This is a genomic window from Sulfuricaulis sp. (assembly GCF_041499725.1).
Lineage (GTDB): Bacteria > Pseudomonadota > Gammaproteobacteria > Acidiferrobacterales > Sulfurifustaceae > Sulfuricaulis.
In genome coordinates this window covers 1-17,598 of record NZ_JBGQKW010000055.1, presented here as the reverse complement: position 1 = coordinate 17,598, position 17,598 = coordinate 1, and the positions used below count along the sequence as shown (strand labels likewise).

At 60.7% G+C, this 17,598-nt stretch carries 16 protein-coding genes and 1 pseudogene; 12 read left to right on the top strand and 5 right to left on the bottom strand.

Translation table 11 applies throughout. From position 1 onward, the window contains the following. Positions 1-219, bottom strand: a 219-nt coding sequence (locus tag ACC569_RS09970) for a hypothetical protein (protein WP_372523370.1), incomplete at its 3' end; no start/stop codon positions are given. On the opposite strand from ACC569_RS09970, the gene ACC569_RS09965 reads away from it, so the two are divergent. The 10 genes from ACC569_RS09965 to ACC569_RS09920 all read left to right on the top strand — a co-directional run bounded on the left by ACC569_RS09965 (position 218) and on the right by ACC569_RS09920 (position 8,546). Beyond that, the gene (locus ACC569_RS09965; RefSeq protein ID WP_372523369.1) at positions 218-1,159 is read left to right on the top strand and encodes a serine/threonine protein kinase; all 942 of its coding nucleotides are present in this window, start codon (positions 218-220) and stop codon (positions 1,157-1,159) included. The two genes, ACC569_RS09970 and ACC569_RS09965, sit on opposite strands and share 2 nt — an antisense overlap. Before the next feature lie 4 nt (positions 1,160-1,163). Then, positions 1,164-2,120, top strand: coding sequence for a PP2C family serine/threonine-protein phosphatase (locus ACC569_RS09960; RefSeq protein ID WP_372523368.1), 957 nt, complete (start codon positions 1,164-1,166; stop codon positions 2,118-2,120). A 47-nt stretch (positions 2,121-2,167) separates the two neighbouring features. After that, on the top strand, positions 2,168-2,890 hold the full coding sequence (gene rph / locus ACC569_RS09955) for a ribonuclease PH (RefSeq protein ID WP_372523367.1): 723 nt from the start codon (positions 2,168-2,170) through the stop codon (positions 2,888-2,890). 106 nt (positions 2,891-2,996) lie between these two features. Next, positions 2,997-3,599, top strand: coding sequence for an RdgB/HAM1 family non-canonical purine NTP pyrophosphatase (gene rdgB / locus ACC569_RS09950; protein WP_372523366.1), 603 nt, complete (start codon positions 2,997-2,999; stop codon positions 3,597-3,599). A gap of 166 nt (positions 3,600-3,765) precedes the next feature. Further along, the gene (locus ACC569_RS09945; RefSeq protein WP_372523365.1) at positions 3,766-4,683 is read left to right on the top strand and encodes an EamA family transporter; all 918 of its coding nucleotides are present in this window, start codon (positions 3,766-3,768) and stop codon (positions 4,681-4,683) included. A 50-nt stretch (positions 4,684-4,733) separates the two neighbouring features. Next, on the top strand, positions 4,734-5,882 hold the full coding sequence (gene hemW / locus ACC569_RS09940) for a radical SAM family heme chaperone HemW (protein WP_372523363.1): 1,149 nt from the start codon (positions 4,734-4,736) through the stop codon (positions 5,880-5,882). After that, positions 5,879-6,388, top strand: a complete 510-nt coding sequence (locus tag ACC569_RS09935; RefSeq protein WP_372523362.1) for a TlpA family protein disulfide reductase — start codon at positions 5,879-5,881, stop codon at positions 6,386-6,388. The genes hemW and ACC569_RS09935 overlap by 4 nt, the downstream gene beginning before the upstream one ends. Before the next feature lie 5 nt (positions 6,389-6,393). Beyond that, the gene (locus tag ACC569_RS09930) at positions 6,394-6,891 is read left to right on the top strand and encodes a DinB family protein (protein ID WP_372523361.1); all 498 of its coding nucleotides are present in this window, start codon (positions 6,394-6,396) and stop codon (positions 6,889-6,891) included. A 3-nt stretch (positions 6,892-6,894) separates the two neighbouring features. After that, positions 6,895-7,314: a protoporphyrinogen oxidase HemJ gene (gene hemJ / locus ACC569_RS09925; protein WP_372523360.1), complete on the top strand. Its 420-nt coding sequence runs from the start codon at positions 6,895-6,897 to the stop codon at positions 7,312-7,314. Between the two features lie 158 nt (positions 7,315-7,472). Continuing rightward, a complete protein-coding gene (locus ACC569_RS09920; protein ID WP_372523359.1) occupies positions 7,473-8,546 on the top strand; it encodes a metal-dependent hydrolase in 1,074 nt (357 codons plus the stop codon). A 91-nt stretch (positions 8,547-8,637) separates the two neighbouring features. On the opposite strand, the gene ACC569_RS09915 is transcribed toward ACC569_RS09920, so the two are convergent. After that, complete coding sequence (locus ACC569_RS09915; RefSeq protein ID WP_372523358.1) at positions 8,638-10,836, bottom strand: primosomal protein N'; 2,199 nt, start codon at positions 10,834-10,836, stop codon at positions 8,638-8,640. 822 nt (positions 10,837-11,658) lie between these two features. Here ACC569_RS09915 and ACC569_RS09910 point away from each other — a divergent pair. Continuing rightward, a complete protein-coding gene (locus ACC569_RS09910) occupies positions 11,659-12,087 on the top strand; it encodes a DoxX family protein (RefSeq protein WP_372523357.1) in 429 nt (142 codons plus the stop codon). A 70-nt stretch (positions 12,088-12,157) separates the two neighbouring features. Here ACC569_RS09910 and ACC569_RS09905 read toward each other — a convergent pair whose 3' ends face one another. Continuing rightward, the gene (locus ACC569_RS09905) at positions 12,158-14,536 is read right to left on the bottom strand and encodes an EAL domain-containing protein (RefSeq protein ID WP_372523356.1); all 2,379 of its coding nucleotides are present in this window, start codon (positions 14,534-14,536) and stop codon (positions 12,158-12,160) included. A gap of 413 nt (positions 14,537-14,949) precedes the next feature. Here ACC569_RS09905 and ACC569_RS09900 point away from each other — a divergent pair, with 413 nt between their 5' ends. After that, positions 14,950-15,819, top strand: coding sequence for a fructosamine kinase family protein (locus ACC569_RS09900; protein WP_372523371.1), 870 nt, complete (start codon positions 14,950-14,952; stop codon positions 15,817-15,819). 4 nt (positions 15,820-15,823) lie between these two features. Here ACC569_RS09900 and ACC569_RS09895 read toward each other — a convergent pair whose 3' ends face one another. Continuing rightward, a complete protein-coding gene (locus ACC569_RS09895) occupies positions 15,824-16,822 on the bottom strand; it encodes an LPP20 family lipoprotein (RefSeq protein WP_372523355.1) in 999 nt (332 codons plus the stop codon). A 188-nt stretch (positions 16,823-17,010) separates the two neighbouring features. Then, positions 17,011-17,598: pseudogene (locus tag ACC569_RS09890) on the bottom strand (hypothetical protein); the annotation flags it as partial.

The window sequence follows — 17,598 nt, the reverse complement described above, 5'->3', positions numbered from 1 at the left end:
GCGGCCTCGCGGCGGGCGAAGGCGGTCATGCTGGCGGTCGGGGATGGGGATTTGGCGCGGTTCATGGGCAGCGCGGATGGTAAACCGCGGGTTTGCCGGGAGCAAATCCGGGCCGCGGCAGGCCGATATCCTCGGCCCGCGGTTCCAGCCATATATAATCAGAGATGGAAACACCGAGCGCGGGCCGAGCCCGCCGGTCAACGCCGAACCGGATGTCATGACAATCACCGACGCCCTGCCCCCGGGCTACCTGCTGCACCAGTACCGCATCGCCAAGACCCTTGGCGGTGGCGGCTTCAGCATCGTCTATCTGGCGCGTGACACCCGGACGAAACAGCTGGTGGTGATCAAGGAATATATCCCCAGCAAGGATGCCACGCGGCGCGACGGCGAAACCGTCGAGAGCCTCTCGGCCGACACGGCCACGACCTTCAACACCGGCATGAAGCGCTTCCTCGACGAGGCCAACGCCCTCGCCAAGATCAACCACCCGAACATCGTGCGCGTGATCGACTTCTTCCGTGAGAACAACACCGTTTACATGGTGATGAACTACGAGCAAGGCAAGGACCTGCGCTGGTACATCAAACGCCACGACGGCCGCATGAGTGAAAAATTCATCCGCACGGTCTTCCCGCAACTGCTCGTCGGACTGCGCGAGCTGCACAGCCATCGTGTGCTGCACCTCGACATCAAGCCGGCGAATGTCTATCTGCGGCCCGGCGGCTCGCCGTTGCTGCTCGACTTCGGCGCGGCGCAATCGCAGTCCGTGGACGAACGGCGCCAGGGCCCGCACACGCTGACGCGCGGCTTTGCGCCGCTCGAGCAGCACACGCGCGGGCACATCGGCCCGTGGACCGATCTTTACGCCGTCGGCGCCACCATGTGGGCGTGCCTGTGCGGCAAGGCGCCGCCGCCGGCCATCAAGCGCGCCGAAAGAGACACTTACAAGCCGGCGGTGCACCAGTTTGCGCGGCGTTATTCGCGCCAGCTGCTCGAGGCCGTGGACTGGTGCCTGCAGATGGACCAGCTCCAGCGTCCGCAGAAAGTGGATGACCTGCTCGATTTTCTCAACAAGGAACCGGTCGTGACGCCGGAGCCGCCGCCGGAATCCTTCCTCGACCGCCTGACCCCGAAGTTTTTGCGCGAACGGAAATGACGCGATGAAATACCAGATCACGCAATTCAGCCTGCGCGGCGCCAGACCCGTCAACGAGGACCGGGTGGGCTATGCCGAACGCGACAACGCCGTGATCATGGCCGTGGCCGACGGCCTCGGTGGACATCGCGGCGGCGAAGTGGCGGCGGAGATCCTGGTACAGACGCTATTGCACACGTTCCAGACGCTGCGTCATCCGGTCGTGCAGCGACCGTCGGTGTTCCTCGCACTCGGCATCCTCCAGGCGCACCATGCGATTATCGCGCGCGGCCAGGACAGCCAGCCGCCGATCGAGCCGCGCACCACCTGCGTCGCCTGTCTGGTGCAGAACGGCTACGCCTACTGGGCGCATGTCGGCGACAGCCGCCTGTATCTGTTCCGCCAGAATCGTTTTCTGCTGCGTACCCAGGACCATACGACCATCGAGGAACTGCACCAGGGCGGGCTGCTCACCGAAAAGGAAATGCTCGATCATCCGCAAAAAAGCCATCTGCTCAACTGCCTCGGGGCCGCCACCACGCCCACGATGAGCATGGGTGAAGAAACCTTGCTGCAACCCGGCGACACGCTGCTCGCCTGCACCGACGGCCTGTGGGAGGCGCTTACCCCCGAGGAGATTGCGCGCTACCTCAAGACCGCGGCGCTGGACGAAGCGGTGGAGGAAATGCTGCTCGCGGCGCAAAAGAAAAAGCGGCAGGCCTGCGACAACGTCAGCGCCGTGTGCCTGCGCTGGGAGGACGCGGTCACCCGAAGCCCGCCGCTGCAGGGCAACGCGGTGGCGCAGATCAACGAGGCGATGTTGCGCGAAGAGGCCAGGCATCATCTTCCCCACGTCGCCAAAATGCCGCCGAGAAAATCCACGGTCGCTTCGGAAGAAACCGCGGACGACAAGAACAAACCGCTGGAGAGTCGCATCCAGGAACTCGAGGATTTTCTCAAGAAATTCGAGCCCAAGGTCTGAACCTGCTAAACTCCGCCGCGTCTTTCCACTCCTGAAACCGATAAGCTATGCGACCCAGCGGCCGTAAGCCCAACCAGTTACGCGACATCCGGATTACGCGGAATTACACCAAACATGCCGAAGGCTCGGTGCTGATCGAATTCGGCGAGACGCGCGTGATCTGTAACGTCAGTGTCGACGAAAAAGTGCCGAATTTTCTGAAGGGCAAGGGCCAGGGCTGGGTCACGGCGGAATACGGAATGCTGCCGCGTTCCACCGGCAGCCGCATGCACCGCGAGGCCGCCTCGGGCAAGCAGGGCGGACGCACCATGGAAATCCAGCGCCTGATTGGGCGCGCGCTGCGCTCGGCGGTGAACATGAAGCAGCTCGGCGAGCGCACGTTCACCATCGACTGCGACGTGATCCAGGCCGACGGCGGCACGCGCACCGCGTCGATCACCGGCGGCTGCGTGGCGCTGGTGGACGCCATCAACCATCTGCGCACGCGCAAGCTGCTGGAGCAGAATCCGCTGCAGCATCTGGTGGCTTCGGTGTCCACCGGCATCTTCGGCGGCGAGGCGGTGCTGGATCTCGACTACGCCGAGGACTCCAACGCCGGGACCGACATGAACTTTGTGATGGACGATGCCGGCGGCTTCATCGAAATCCAGGGCACGGCCGAATCCCAGACCTTCAGCCTCGAGGAAATGCTGGCGATGACCAAGCTTGCGCAAACCGGCATCCGCAACCTCATCGACCATCAAAAAAAGGCGCTAGGATTGGCGACATGAGCAGGGAGCAGGGGCCCCGCGTAAAGCGTGGGGATGCGACCGCGGCGAGTGTCGCCGTTCGCCGACAGATAGGCCCACAGATTTCCCCGGTCTTCCGGAGGCGACCGTGAGCAAGACCCTCGTCCTTGCGAGCAGCAACCCCGGCAAGGTACGCGAGATCAACCAGATGCTCGCGGGCCTGGATCTCTCCGTCGTGCCACAATCCGACTTCAAGGTTATTGACGCGGAAGAAACCTGCCTCACCTTCATCGAGAATGCGCTTATCAAGGCGCGCAACGCCACGCGCCACACCGGCCTGCCCGCGATTGCTGACGATTCCGGCATCGAGGTGGATTATCTCAATGGTGCGCCCGGCATCTACTCCGCGCGCTACGCCGGCAAGAACGCCAGCGACGAACAGAACCTGCGAAAACTGCTCGACGATCTCGTCGGCATCCCGGAAGCCGAACGCACCGCGCGTTTCCAGTGCCTGATGGTGTACCTGCGGCACGAGTTCGATCCGACGCCGATCATCTGCCAGGGTACGTGGGAAGGAAGAATTTTATTGGAACCGCGTGGCGCGAATGGTTTTGGTTACGATCCAATTTTCTTCGTGCCGACGCACAATTGCTCCTCTGCCGAACTGCCGCCGGAAGTGAAAAATAAATTGAGTCATCGGGGGCAGGCGTTGAGATTATTGGTCACTGCGCTGGGGCATACGCATCTGTAGTCGAATCGTCTTCGGCGATGTGAAAGGCTAATTGCGAGTGGCTCCGCCCCTGCACCCTGGGTGACTCTTCTTTGCTTGTCCAAAGAAGAGTCACCTGCCGTGGGTCAGCCACCCACAAGTACACGCGGCCGCAGGCCGCTCGGCAAATAAGAAGTAGAATAGTGCGATGAAACACGACCCCACTTGGCGCTGGAAAGTCATCATCGCCTTCACCGCGGTTTATATCATCTGGGGCTCAACCTACCTCGCGATCCGTGTCGGCGTGCAGCAGTTGCCGCCGGCGCTGTTTGCCGGCGCGCGTTTCGTTACCGCCGGTATCTTGCTCGCGCTCTACGCGCGCTTGAGCGGACAGAAATTTCCGACGCACTTGCGTGAATGGCGCACGATTGCAATCACGGCACTGTTCATGCTCGTCGGCGCGAACGGTCTCGTGGTCTGGGGTGAGCAGTGGGTGCCGTCGAACCAGGCGGCGCTGATCGTCGCCACCACCGCACTGTGGCTCGCGGGATTCGGTACGCTCGGCGCGCACGGCCAGAAGCTGGGACCACGCACGATACTTGGGCTCACAGTGGGTTTCTTTGGCGCGGCCATGCTGCTCCTGCCTGAGAATGGTTTTACGCTGGATCACTTCTGGGCGCAGCTCGCGGTGCTGGGAGCCTGCCCGCTGTGGGCGGCCGGCTCGATGGTCGCCAAACGCGGCCAGCTCACCACGCCGCCGCTCATGGTCGCGGCCCTGCAATCACTGGTTGCGGGCATTGTTTTCTGCAGCTTCGGGCTGGCCACCGGGGAAGCCATGCACTGGAGCTGGTCGCCGCAGGCAATGGCGGCACTCGCTTATCTCATCGTTTTCGGTTCCTGCTTTGCCTACGCTGCCTACATCTGGCTGCTGCACGAAGTCAGCCCCGCAGCGCTCGGCACCTATGCCTACATCAATCCGCTCGTGGCCGTGGTGCTCGGCTGGCTGCTGTTGCAGGAAACGCTCAGCGCCATGCAAATGGCGGGTACAGTGGTAATTCTGATAGGCGTCATGCTGGTAAGCATCACGCTCCCCAAGGCACTGGCGGCGCCCAGCCAACGAACCTAGCTGCCGGAAGCTGATATAATCGCAGCTTCCCTCTCCGTCCGCATCCGTGCATGCTGAACTTCGCCTCGCTTCCGCCGCTGTCGCTCTACGTGCACATCCCGTGGTGCGTGCGCAAGTGCCCGTACTGCGATTTCAATTCGCACGAGGCGCGCGCCAAGATTCCGGAACAGGAATACATCGACGCGCTGCTGCGCGATCTGGAGCAGGACCTGCCGCGGGTGTGGGGGCGAATCGTTCATACTATCTTCATCGGCGGCGGCACGCCGAGCCTGTTCTCGCCCGAAGCCATCGATCGTCTGCTGTCGGGGATCCGCGCGCGCTTGCCGCTCGATCAGAATATCGAGGTCACGCTCGAGGCCAACCCTGGCACGGTCGAGCTCGAACGCTTCAAGGGACTCCGCGCAGCGGGCATCAATCGCCTGTCCATCGGCATCCAGAGTTTCGACGATGAAAAATTGAAAGCCTTGGGCCGCATCCACGGGCGCGAAGAGGCACTGCGTGCCGCCGAAGCCGCGCGCGCGGCCGGCTTCGACAACTTCAATCTCGACCTCATGTTCGGCCTGCCCGGCCAGACGGTGGAACAGGCGTTGGCGGACATGCGCACCGCGATGACACTTCGCCCCACGCACCTGTCCGCCTATCAGCTCACCATCGAGCCGAACACGCTGTTTCATGCGCGTCCGCCGACGCTGCCCGACGACGACATAACCTGGGATATGCAAAACCAGTTGCAGACCGAGCTGGCCGCGGCGGACTACCGGCAATACGAAGTCTCGGCCTATGCCCGGCCGGGATACGAATGCCGGCACAATCTGAACTACTGGAAGTTCGGGGATTATCTCGGCATCGGCGCGGGCGCGCATGCCAAGATCACCACGGCCTCCGACATCACGCGCCTGTGGAAAGTGAAACATCCGGGCGAATACCTGCGCACCGCGGGAACGACGGAGAGTATCGGCGGCGAGCAGAAGCTCTCGCGTCACGACGCGGTGGCGGAGTTCATGCTCAACGCACTGCGCCTCGTCGACGGCTTTCCTTCGCCGCTGTTCCAGGAGCGCGCCGGGCTGCCGATCTCGGCCTGCGAACCGAAGCTGACGCTGGCCGAAAACCAGGGGCTGATCAAATGGGACATGCAGTCCATCCGCCCGACACCGCAAGGCCGGCGGTTTCTGAACAATCTGCTGGAGCTGTTCGTGTGAAGCGGCGCCTCGCCCTGCCCGCCATCCTGGCCGTGGCGGCCGTCATCGCCGTGAGTGTCGCATTGCTGCTGCCGTCGTCAGCGCCGCCGCCGGAAACGGAATTCACCCTGCTCGACGGACGCAAGGTCACGCTGCGGTCGCTGCGCGGGCGGCCGGTGCTGGTGAGCTTCTGGGCTACGACTTGTCAGCCCTGTATCGAGGAACTGCCCGACCTCATCCGGCTGTACAACACCTGGCATACGCTCGGGTTCGAGCTGATCGCGGTGGCCATGCCCTACGATCCGCCCGCGCTGGTGCAGGAGTTCGCCCAACGCCGCGGCTTGCCCTACTCCGTCGCGCTCGACGTGCAGGGCAAACTGACCACTGCCTTCGGCGGCGTGCCATATGTGCCCGCCGCGTTTGTCATCGCACCAAATGGAAACATCGTGCTGAACTCCACCGGCCGCTTGGACAGCGACAAGGCGCGGCGTATCATTGCGAAATACCTGAAAGGAACGGCATCCTGACCCCCATGAGGGATTATTTCATCGAGCAGGCGGACTACCAGCGCTGGGCCAGCGCCGAGCTTTTCAAATCCCTCGACTCCCTGAGCGACGTGCAGCGCCAGGCCGACATCAGCCTATTCTTCAGGAACATCCACAAGACCGTGGATCACATCCTGATCGTGACGCGCAACTGGCGCGCGCGGCTGGCGGGCGAATTCGGCAAGGTCAAAAGCCATGACGCGTCGCTCTTCGACGAGTGGGAGCAACTGAAGCCCGCGGTGCTGGACGAGTTCGCACAACTCAAAACCTGGCTCACGCAGAAAAAGCCGGAATGGTTCCAGCAGGTCGTCGAATACCCTGGTTCTGATGGCACGAAACGGCGCGTGTCGGTGCGCGACGGGCTGATCCACGTCATGACGCACGCCGTGCATCACCGCGGCCAGATCACCGCGGCGTGCACGCGCTTGCACGTGCCGAGCCCCGAGATGGATTTTCTGTACTACCTGCGGCGGAAAGAAAGCTGATCGATGCTCTGGGTCAAATCCCTGCACATCATTTTTCTCATCACCTGGTTCGCCGGCCTGTTCTATCTGCCGCGGCTGTTCGTGTATCACAGCATGATGGCGGCGACCGACCGCGAAGGCCACGAACGCTTCAAGGTGATGGAGCGCAAGCTATTCTTCGGCATCATGACCCCGGGCGGAATTCTCACCATCGTCTTCGGCCTGTGGCTGTGGCTCGGTTACCATTGGAACGGCCGCTGGCTGTACGCCAAGCTGGTGCTGGTGGCCGCGCTCATCGTCTACCACGTGTACTGCGGCAAACTGATGCTCGATTTCAAGCATGACCGCAACCGCCACAATCACGTGTATTACCGCTGGTTCAACGAGTTTCCAACCGTGATTCTGATCGCGGTGGTGATACTGGCCGTGGTCAAGCCGTTCTGACTTCTGTTCCCGGCAGAAAGAGGGGGTAAAACTGCGGCCATTCAACGACGCGTGCGCCGATGGTGTCCCGACGGGTTGTCTAACGGGAACATGGCCCGGCCTCGGGTCAGACGGGAAAACACCACGCTATACTGCGTTCAATCATTGAGGGGCAAGACATGGATACCCTGACACACGCCCTGAGCGGTGCATTATTGGCACGCGCGACCGAACCGAAACATCCACGGCCGGATCAGTTGCCGCGGCGTACACGTATGTGGATCGGCTTCATCGCCGCCGCATTTCCCGACAGCGACTTCGTCACACGCTTCATCGACCCCCTGACCTACCTCACCACGCATCGCGGCATCACGCATTCAATCATCATGCTGCCGTTGTGGGCGATGGCGCTCGCGCTGCTCTTCATGCTGCTGGTGCGCGGAAAATACTCCTGGCGCGCATACGTGGGCGTGGTGGCGCTGGGCATAGGCATCCATATCGCGGGGGACGTGATCACTGCGTTTGGAACCATGATATTCGCCCCGTTCTCCGACTGGCGCGCGCAGTTTCCGGTAACCTTCATCATCGATCCATATTTCACGGCCATCATCGTCGGCGGGTTGATTGCCTCCTCCCTATGGAGCGCCACGCGCCGGCCGGCCGTGATGGGATTGGTAGTGCTAGTCGCGTACATCGGATTTCAAACCGTGCTGCATCAGCGCGCGACCGCAGTGGGCGAGGCCTACGCGGTGAAACATCATCTGGACGCGGGACAGGTCCAGGCAATTCCGCAGCCGTTCTCGCCGTTCAACTGGATGATCGTCTTGCCGCAGAAAGACGCCTACCATCTCGCTTATGTAAGCCTCTGGCGCAGCGAGATACCGGAATTTCCGCCCGCCGGCGCCAACTGGCTGTACCAGGTGAATGCCTCATACTTTCCGGTAGCCGATGCCATCTGGAAACGCGTCCCCCGCTTCGGCGCCAGCAATGAAACCAACCTGGCGGAACAGGTGTGGTACTCCGAGGCACTCGCACCGTTCCGCCGCTTCGCGGAATTTCCGGCGCTGTATCGCGTGGATTACAACCAGGGCGGTTTATGCGTGTGGTTCAACGATCTGCGCTTCGCGCTCGCGGGAAGAACCATGCCGTTCCGCTATGGGGCATGCCGGAACGGGACCGACACCGTCTGGCGCATACACCGCCTGTTCAGCGACGACAACGGCCCGGAAATCCTCGACGCCATTCCGCATTAAGAAAGAAATCTTCCACCATAGAAAGTTAGGGGCACACAGAGATTTTTGAAATATCCGGTTCCCATTTTTTCCGTGTTCTCAGAGGTTCAAGCTAATACATATCCATCGGATCGACATCGAGCGACCAGCGCACCTTTTTGCTGAATTTCGACTCAGCCAGCTGCTCCACCCATAGGCTCAAAAAAGTATGTAATGGAACGCGTTTCGATGACTGCACCAGCAGCTGCGCGCGGTAGCGCCCAGCGCGTCGTTCCATGGGCGCGGGGACCGGTGCCATGATTTGCAGGCCTTTCTCCGGCACCAGACGCACGGCAAGCACATGTGCTTCGTGGAGAAATTTGAGCGCCGCTCCGGGCGCCGGCGATTCGGCGCGCAGCAACGCAAGATGGCTGTAGGGCGGGTAGCCGGTTTCGCGGCGCTCGGTGAGAGCGAACCCGGCGAAACCGTGGAAGTCGTGCCGCTGCAACGCGCTGAACAAGGGGTGATCCGGATGCCAGGTCTGAATCAGCACCTCACCCGGCTTGTCCGCGCGTCCGGCGCGGCCGCTGACCTGCATGATGAGCTGGAATAGCCGCTCGCTGGAGCGGAAGTCCGTCCCGTAGAGTCCCTGATCGGCGTTGAGTACCCCGACCAGCGTGACGTTAGGAAAATCATGGCCCTTCGAGAGCATTTGGGTGCCGACCAGGATATCGGCCTCGCCGGAGTGCACACGTCGCAGCTTCTCCTCGAGCGCGCCTTTGCGGCTGGTGCTGTCGCGATCCACACGCTCGATGCACGCCCTCGGGAAAAATTTCTGCAGCGCGCCTTCCACGCGCTCCGTACCCTCGCCGAGCGGATGCAGGTTTTCCCCCTGGCAGGATGGACAGCGCCGCGCTATTTCCTGCTCGGCGCCGCAATGGTGGCAGAGCAGCTTCTGTCTTTTTTGGTGCAGCGTCAGCTGCGCATCACAGCGCCGGCAGGGCGCGACCCAGCCGCAGTCGAAGCACATCCACACCGGGGCAAAACCGCGTCGGTTCAGAAACAGAATACTCTGCTCGCCCTTCGCGAGCCGCGCCGCGATCGCCTCGCGCACCGGCAGTGACAGTCCTTCGCTGGGCTTGAGCCGCCGCATGTCGAGCAGGCGCACCTCGGGCATGCCGGCACCGCCGGTGCGGTCCGGCAATTCCAACAGAGTGTATGTACCGTCGCGTGCATTCCGGAGGCTTTCCAGCGACGGAGTGGCCGAACCCAGCACGATGGGAATTTTTTCCCGTGACGCGCGCATCACGGCCACGTCACGCGCCGAATAGCGGAAGCCATCCTGCTGCTTGTAAGAGGCATCATGCTCCTCGTCGACCACGATGAGACCGGGATTTTTGAGTGGTGTGAACACGGCGGAGCGGGTGCCGAGGACAATCGGTGCCTTTCCGTCACGCGCAGCAAGCCAGGCATTCAGGCGCTCCTGCTCGTTCAGACCGGAGTGAAGTACCGCGATCGGCACGCGAAAGCGCCGTTCAAAGCGGTCTACTAGTTGGGGTGTGAGGTTGATTTCCGGCACCAGCGCCAGCGTCTGCTTTCCCTGCGCCAGCACCTGCTCGATCACATTCAGATAGACTTCGGTTTTGCCGCTGCCGGTAACGCCGTGCAGCAGATAGGGTCGGAAATGACCCAGATCCGCCGTGATTGCCACAACCGCGGATTTTTGTCCCGGATTGAGTACTGGTGATGGTTCGACATCGCGATCGAAGATAGGCTGTGAATCACGCTGGTGACTGCTCACCCACCCTTTGGTGCGCAGCGCCTTGAGTCCCGCCGCCCAGCGGGGCGAGATTTGTGCCAGCTGCTCCGCTTCAAGACCCTCCGGTGCCTCGGCCAGGCGTTGCAGCAGACGTTTCTGTGCCGGCGCGCGCTTCAGCGTTTCCGGATCCACGGCCTTGGCTTCGGGCGTGAGTATCCATACTGTCACGCCGCTGATGACGGCGGCACGGCCCTGACGCAGGCGCGTGGGCAAGGCCGTATAGATTACCTCGCCGAGGGGATGATGATAGTAATCGGCCGCCCAGCACAGGAGGTCCAGCAGTGGCGGCGCGAGTATGGAACCGGCATCCAACGACTGTGTTATCGGTTTAAGCCGGCTGTGCGGCAGATCGCTTCGCTCCACTTCACCCACAACTATCCCCACCACCTCACGGCGACCGAATGACACGCGCACGCGCATGCCTGGTGGCAAGTAAACCGGAGATAAATAATCAAACGCGCGGCGCAGAGGAGTGGGAACGGCTACTTGGACTATGTGCGAGGACGCAGCCATGGCCGCGACTCTATCACGGGCGACTGCTACCGCCCGAGGCGACCGCGCTTTCGGTGGTGGTGACCAAGCGGTTAAGGATTTAGAGCGTCGCCAATCACAAAAAAATTGCACGTTTGCTGTGCAAAACGTGAAACACTGCGGCTCCACGTTCACAAATTTGTCATAAACTCCCGCTAACCGCTTGTATCTAAAAGGGGCGTGCGTTACTCACAAAATCTGTGGATAACAATGTTAATGACATGACTGTCGCCATTTGAGTGCCGGGTATTTTCAGGGTTTTTGTTAATTTGATTAAAAAATAAACTGAGGTTTTATTTACTTACAAATCAGTTACCTACATGAAAATTCCCGCTTGTTATCAAGGTGTATTTGTCTGGAACAGTAGAGCTGTTTTTTAAGCGCTATTGACTGTGCATAAAGTAGACATCTGGAACATTTTTTCAGCAAAAAAATGCCTGCAAATCGAGCACGCATTGGCTAGGCAGCCGACATCATAGCGATTAGGATGCGGTGCAAACATGGATGAGGGCCTGGGTAATGGCGGGTTAAGGACGTGATCAGTCTGCACAAGGCCCAGGATCGCGGACATTTCAACCACGGCGGCTCGACACCTCCGCACGTTTTTCTTTGCTGACTATTTATGACCCCGGTCAGCTGGGCTTTTCCTTCCTGCGCGTAATCGGAGATGGGGCGCACATCAGCGACGAGACGGAAATCCGCCTGACCGGCCAACAAAGAACGGAGGCTCTGTTATTCGATCTCCCGTGACCGCCGGAACGGATTTTCAGCAATCATTTTCAAACCAGAGACAGGAGGAAGGACATGAAGAATGCATGCAAGTGGGCGCAACAATACGGACCGCTGATCGGGCGACTGCTGCTGGCGAATCTGTTCATAGTTTCCGGATTCAAGAAAATCGGTGGCTTCGCCGGGACTGCGGGCTACATGGCCGCCAAGTTGCCGAGTCTCGATCCCAACCTGATCAAGCTGATGCTGGTGGTGACCATTGCTGTTGAGCTGGGTGGCGGTCTGATGGTTCTGATTGGCTGGCACGCGCGCTGGGCGGCCACGGCGATTCTGCTGTGGATGATACCGGTGACCTACGTGTTCCACGCTTATTGGGGGCTGCCGCCGGATCAGATGCAGATGCAATTCTTCCATTTCCATAAAAACCTGGCGATCATGGGCGGCATGCTCTACATCATCGCCTATGGGTCCGGCCCCTTCAGTCTTGGCAAGGATAATTGCTAGCGACGGATATTCGACAGCAGTACTTGCAGCGGAGAAAAATTAGGCAGGAAGCACCAAACATCTAATTCGTTCAGTTATGCAAGCGCACCAGTTTGGGGTGTCGCTTGGCGAGACCCCATGACGACTGCTGGAGCCACTGGGCCAGCTCTTCCGCCGACAGCGGCCGGCTGATGTAGTGCCCCTGCGCGGTGTCGCAGCCCAGCTCGCTCAGGCGATTGAGGGTTTCCTCATTCTCCACGCCTTCGGCCACTACCTCGAGCTTCAAGTTGTGCGCGAGATCGACGCTGGTACGCACGATGGCCGCGTCGTTATCGTCACGCACCATGCCGATGACGAAGGACTTGTCGATCTTGATGGTGTTGACCGGCAGCTTCTTCAGGTAGGACAGCGAGGAGTAGCCGGTTCCGAAATCGTCAATGGCGATTCTCAGGCCCATTGCCGACAGGCGCGTGAGCACCTCGAGGGCGCGCTCCGGTTCCGTCATCACCGCGCTCTCGGTGATCTCGAGTTCCAGCCAATGCGGTGAAATCTGCAGCGCGGCCAGTTGCTCGGCGAAGGCATCGGCCAAGTAGGGATCCTGCAGATCGCGCACCGACAGATTCATGGAAATGGTGATCGGCACGCCCTTGTCCTGAAGTTTCTGCCCCTCCCGCAGGGATTCGTTCAGCACCCAGGGGGTAAGGCTGCGGATCATGCCGGTCTGTTCGAGCAGCGGGATGAAGGTATCCGGCAGCAACAGGTCCTCGCGTGGATGATTCCAGCGCACCAGCGCCTCCACACCCGTGACCTGGAAAGTCTTGAGATTGACCTTCGGCTGGTAGTAGAGCACGAACTGCTCCTGCTCCACGGCATGGCGCAGTTCGCCGAGCAAGGCGAGACGCGTCGGGTTGTGCTGGTCGAGTTTGCTGTCATAGAGGGCATGCCCGCTATTGGCATGTTTGGCCGAATACATGGCCACGTCGGCGCGCTGTATCAGGATATTCGCGTCCACGCCGTGATCGGGGTAAAGCGCAACGCCGATGCTCGCGCCGATGTCGAGAGTCTGCTCCTCGATCCGGAACGGCGCGCGCAGCGCTTGCAACAACATGCGCGCGGCCATGGTGGCGTGTTTGTCGCTGACCGCCGGCAACAGGATGGCGAATTCGTCACCGCCCATGCGCGCCACCGTATCGATGTCACGCAGTTTGCTGCGCAGGCGTGCCGCGACCTGCTGCAACAGCATGTCGCCGACCTGATGTCCCAACGTATCGTTGATGTCCTTGAAACGGTCAAGATCCATCAGTAGCAGGGCGAAAGGCCGGTAGTCGCGCTTGGCCTCTTCGATCGCCTGTTGCAGACGCTCATGAAACAGCGTGCGGTTTGGAAGCTTGGTCAGCGGATCGGTAAACGCGAGACTTTCGAGACTGTCATAAAGTTCCTTCAGCCGCGTCGACATGCCGTTGAATCCGGCGCCGAGTTCCGCGATTTCCGCGTTGCCGGTGGTCATCACGTGCTCGCCGAAATGGATTTTGTCCGAGCGCAGCTTGCGCATCTGGTTCACCAGGGCTTGCAACGGTTTAACGGTGATTTTCTGAATGACAAACCACACTATCAGGACCGCCAGCAATGCCGCGCCGGCGGCAGCCAGCATGGCCATATTTTCGGTATGTGCCAGACCGGCATAAAACGGCGCCATGTCTCTGTGGGCGGCGACATTGAGCATTGACTTGGCCGGCGCATAAACATTCATCGTCTGTTCAACGATGAGCGCGCGATCCATGTCTTCATCCGACTTCGGCCAGCCGGCGGACTTGTACAGCACGGTGCCGTCGGCCAGGCTGAGCTTGAGCGAAAGACCCGCGAAAGCCGACTCCGCGGCGACAAAGTTGTGCAACATGTTATAGGTAATCTTCAGATAGCCGTCGCTGGAATTATCTCCCAGTGATTGGATAAATTCGTAGCGCATTTCCTTGCCGACGATGCATATTCCGCCTACGGGCTTGAGACGTTCGGTGCCGGTGCGGCGCGTAACCTGCGCACGCAGATTCTGGCACGACACCTGATTCGGATCGATATCCAGCGACTCCACCGGCGTGCCGGCGATCGGATTGAAATTCCCGTCCAGCGCCTGAAGCGCGATCAAGTCTGATTCACCGGTATTGAAAAAAGGGTGCTGCGAAAGCTTGTTGAGCTGGCGGCTTGCCACTGATTTATTCTCTTTGCGCACGGCCGCCATCAATTCCGGATCGGACTTGGCGATCTGCACGATTCCGCGCGATTCGTTATCGAATCCTTTGCGCAGATTCGCGAGCCAGGTCCGTGCCTGCTCGTTGACCGTGGCACGCTGAGCATCAATGGCGAAATCGTACCAAACGCGTCCGCTCGCGTGCACGAAAAGTACGCACAGCAATCCCATCACCGCCATCGCGGTAATGAGGCTGGCACGCATCGATATCTGGTTAAGCTGCATCGTTATTCTTGATCGCCATCGCCGTTTCCGGGCGACTAACCAATGATGCGAATCCTTTCGTTGATGTCCCCGATCCATCGGAACTCTTATCGCCTCCTGCGTATGTCTATTCCCTGATCCGCTGGCTGAAATAGCCCGCGCTACCTCAGCGGCGGTCTGAAATACGTTGCAAATCTGATGCCATGCATGAGCAATTTTTATATTATTTATAATCAGTTACTTACGTATTCATGGCACAGTCAAACGCGGCTAAACTCGCGAAATTTCGCACCCGACGGTAGGGGCGGCGGGATTGGCCGGCTTTTTCGGCAAAAAAAATGTGTCGTTGTGTGGCAGGCCGAAGCGAGCCGCGGCTTCTCGCGCGCCGACTTTATCCCTACATTAACGGGGCAGGCGGAGACAAAATGCAAACAATCTGGACAACGGTGGCACAGCGCATTTCCGATGCCACGGGCGCCGCATTTGCGGCCCGCTCGCAACATGCCGTCAGCGGCGGGTGCATCAACAGCGCCGCGGTTCTCCAGGACGACAACCGCCGTTACTTCGTCAAGCTCAACGACGCAACACGTCTTGGCATGTTCGAGGCGGAAGCGGAGGGTCTCAAGGATATCGCCCGGACACGCAGCGTGCGCGTTCCCGAACCGGTGTGCTGGGGCACGGCCGATGGTTCCGCATTTATCGTGCTGGAATATCTCGATCTGGGAGGCGTCGACACGCGCAGCCTGGAAAAACTCGGACAGCAACTGGCGCTGATGCATCGTGCCACGCAGGATCGATTCGGCTGGCGCATGGATAACACCATCGGCTCGACACCGCAGATCAACACGCCCACCTCCGACTGGCTCGAGTTCTGGCGCGATCGTCGCCTTGGCTTCCAGTTGAAGCTGGCGGCCCGGAATGACAGCCGCCTCATGAACAAAGGCGAGCGCTTGATGGCGGACTTAGGGGAATTTTTCCATGGCCACCGGCCGGCGCCGTCGCTGCTGCACGGCGACCTGTGGGGCGGCAATGTCGGCGCGGCGGAACAGCAGCCGGTGATCTTTGATCCCGCGGTTTATTACGGCGACCGCGAAGCGGACATTGCCATGACCGAATTGTTCGGCGGATTTTCAGCCCGGTTCTATCAGGCGTATCAGGAAACCTGGCCGCTCGATGCCGGCTATAAAATGCGCAAAACGCTGTACAACCTTTACCACATCCTCAATCACTTCAATCTCTTCGGCGGTGGTTACGGTTCACAGGCGGAGCGCATGCTGGACTCGCTCCTGGGCGAACTGCGATAAGCGCTTACGGCCTGGCGAAATCGATGAGTGTCTCGCGCAGATCTTTTTTCAGGAACGCTGCAGCCTGATCCAGTGCCCGCTGGCGGGACACGGCGCGATCCTGGGCCGAGACCTTGATGTCCCAACGCCGGCTGCCGCGCACGCGATTCGCGGAAATTTCTTGAAGCGTGATTTCCAACGCGCCGCGCTGCCAGTACCAGCCATCCCGCAAGCCCAGGTCTTCCAACGCCAGATTCGCGGCCAGAACGTACTCCGGTTTCTCGCCGGTCGCGATCAGAAATCCGGCACCGGCCACTGCCCCGCTAACGGCAGCGGCAAACCCGGGAGGCGCGTCGGGGGCGATCTGAACCGCCACCCGCACACGCTTGAGCAGATCGGCGAGATCGGCGTCGAGCTTCGCGGTATTCCATTCGGACTCGGCACCGCGTCCGGTCGGGTCCACGATGCGCAGGGATTTCTGATATCCCGCGCGTTCCACTTGCGCCGCCAGCGCGTGCTGGGCGGCGCCGATTTTCATCAGGATATCCGCGGCAGCGCGCGACTCGTCGAGGTATTTACGCGTGGCGGCATCGAGGCGCTCGATTTCCTGACGCAGGCGCATTGAAGTTTGTAAGCGCGGCAACACCGCGAGCGCATGCTGCGTCCCGGTCAGCGGGTCCTGCCAGACCTCGGCGATCTGTATACCCTCGATGATATGATCGGCGCGGGTGGTGAGACGGCGCGAGGATTGCGCGGCATATTCGCTCGCGGGTTTCGCGTCTTTATCGGCGCTGTCCGATTTCTGACGGAAGGTCTGAATGTCCTCGCTTTCCACGGCCACGGCCACTTCAAAAATTTTGGCCAGGTCGGCGCGCGCACGGTCGCGCGCCTCCTCCGCCGTGGCCGCCTGCCCGCGGCCGACCAGGTATTGTTCGCTGGGATACTTTTCCGCGGGGCCGTTGACCCAGTCCGGTATGGTGGGACGGGAGGCGCAGCCGCCAGTCGCGATCAGGGATACAGCCAATGTCGCCGCGAGAAATACGCCAAGGATGGCGCTAGAAGTGGTACAGGGACGTACCGGTAACGGAGCCGAGGACGCAGAAGCGCGCCAGGGATGGCGCGAGGAGTGGTACAGGGACGTACCGGTAACGGAGCCGAGGACGCATTGCGGAGCCGAGGATGCATTACGGACCTGAGGATGGAAACGGATTTTCATTGTGATCTCTTCGGAGGCGTAACGGTGGAGGGAATCCAGTGGGGCGAGAGATAGGTCTTCGCGCCCCGGCGTATGACCATATTGGCGTATTCCTGCGTGCTCACGATCTGGCCGTCATCGCCCAACAAATCAACTTTAACCGTGTAGGTTCCAGGCGGCAAGGGCAGGCGTGCGAGATGGATGCGCGAAGGCAAGGTCAGCCAGCTGCGCGTGTCCGCACGCTCCGTCACCAGCCCGGCGATTTCCATCGCTATAGCGGCCACGGCCGCGCCCGCATTGTTCTGGTTCTGCTGCCGCGCGTTCTCGCGCGCGGCCTTGGCCATTTGCGCCTTGAGCACGGCACGCGCCAGGGCACGCGCGGTAATCGCCGGCATCTTGGTTTCGAGATCCTTCAGCGCGATGGCACGGATGTCTTCCGCCACCTCCGCGGAGGCACTGGTACCGCCCGCCGTCACGCGCGCGCCGTCCACCGGCGTGGGGCGCGTTTCGTAATAGGGTAGGGCAATGCGCACGAAATGATCCAAGGCGGGATCGGGAACCGTGACCGCATGCTCGCGCCTGATCGGCGCCAGTCCATTGTGCAG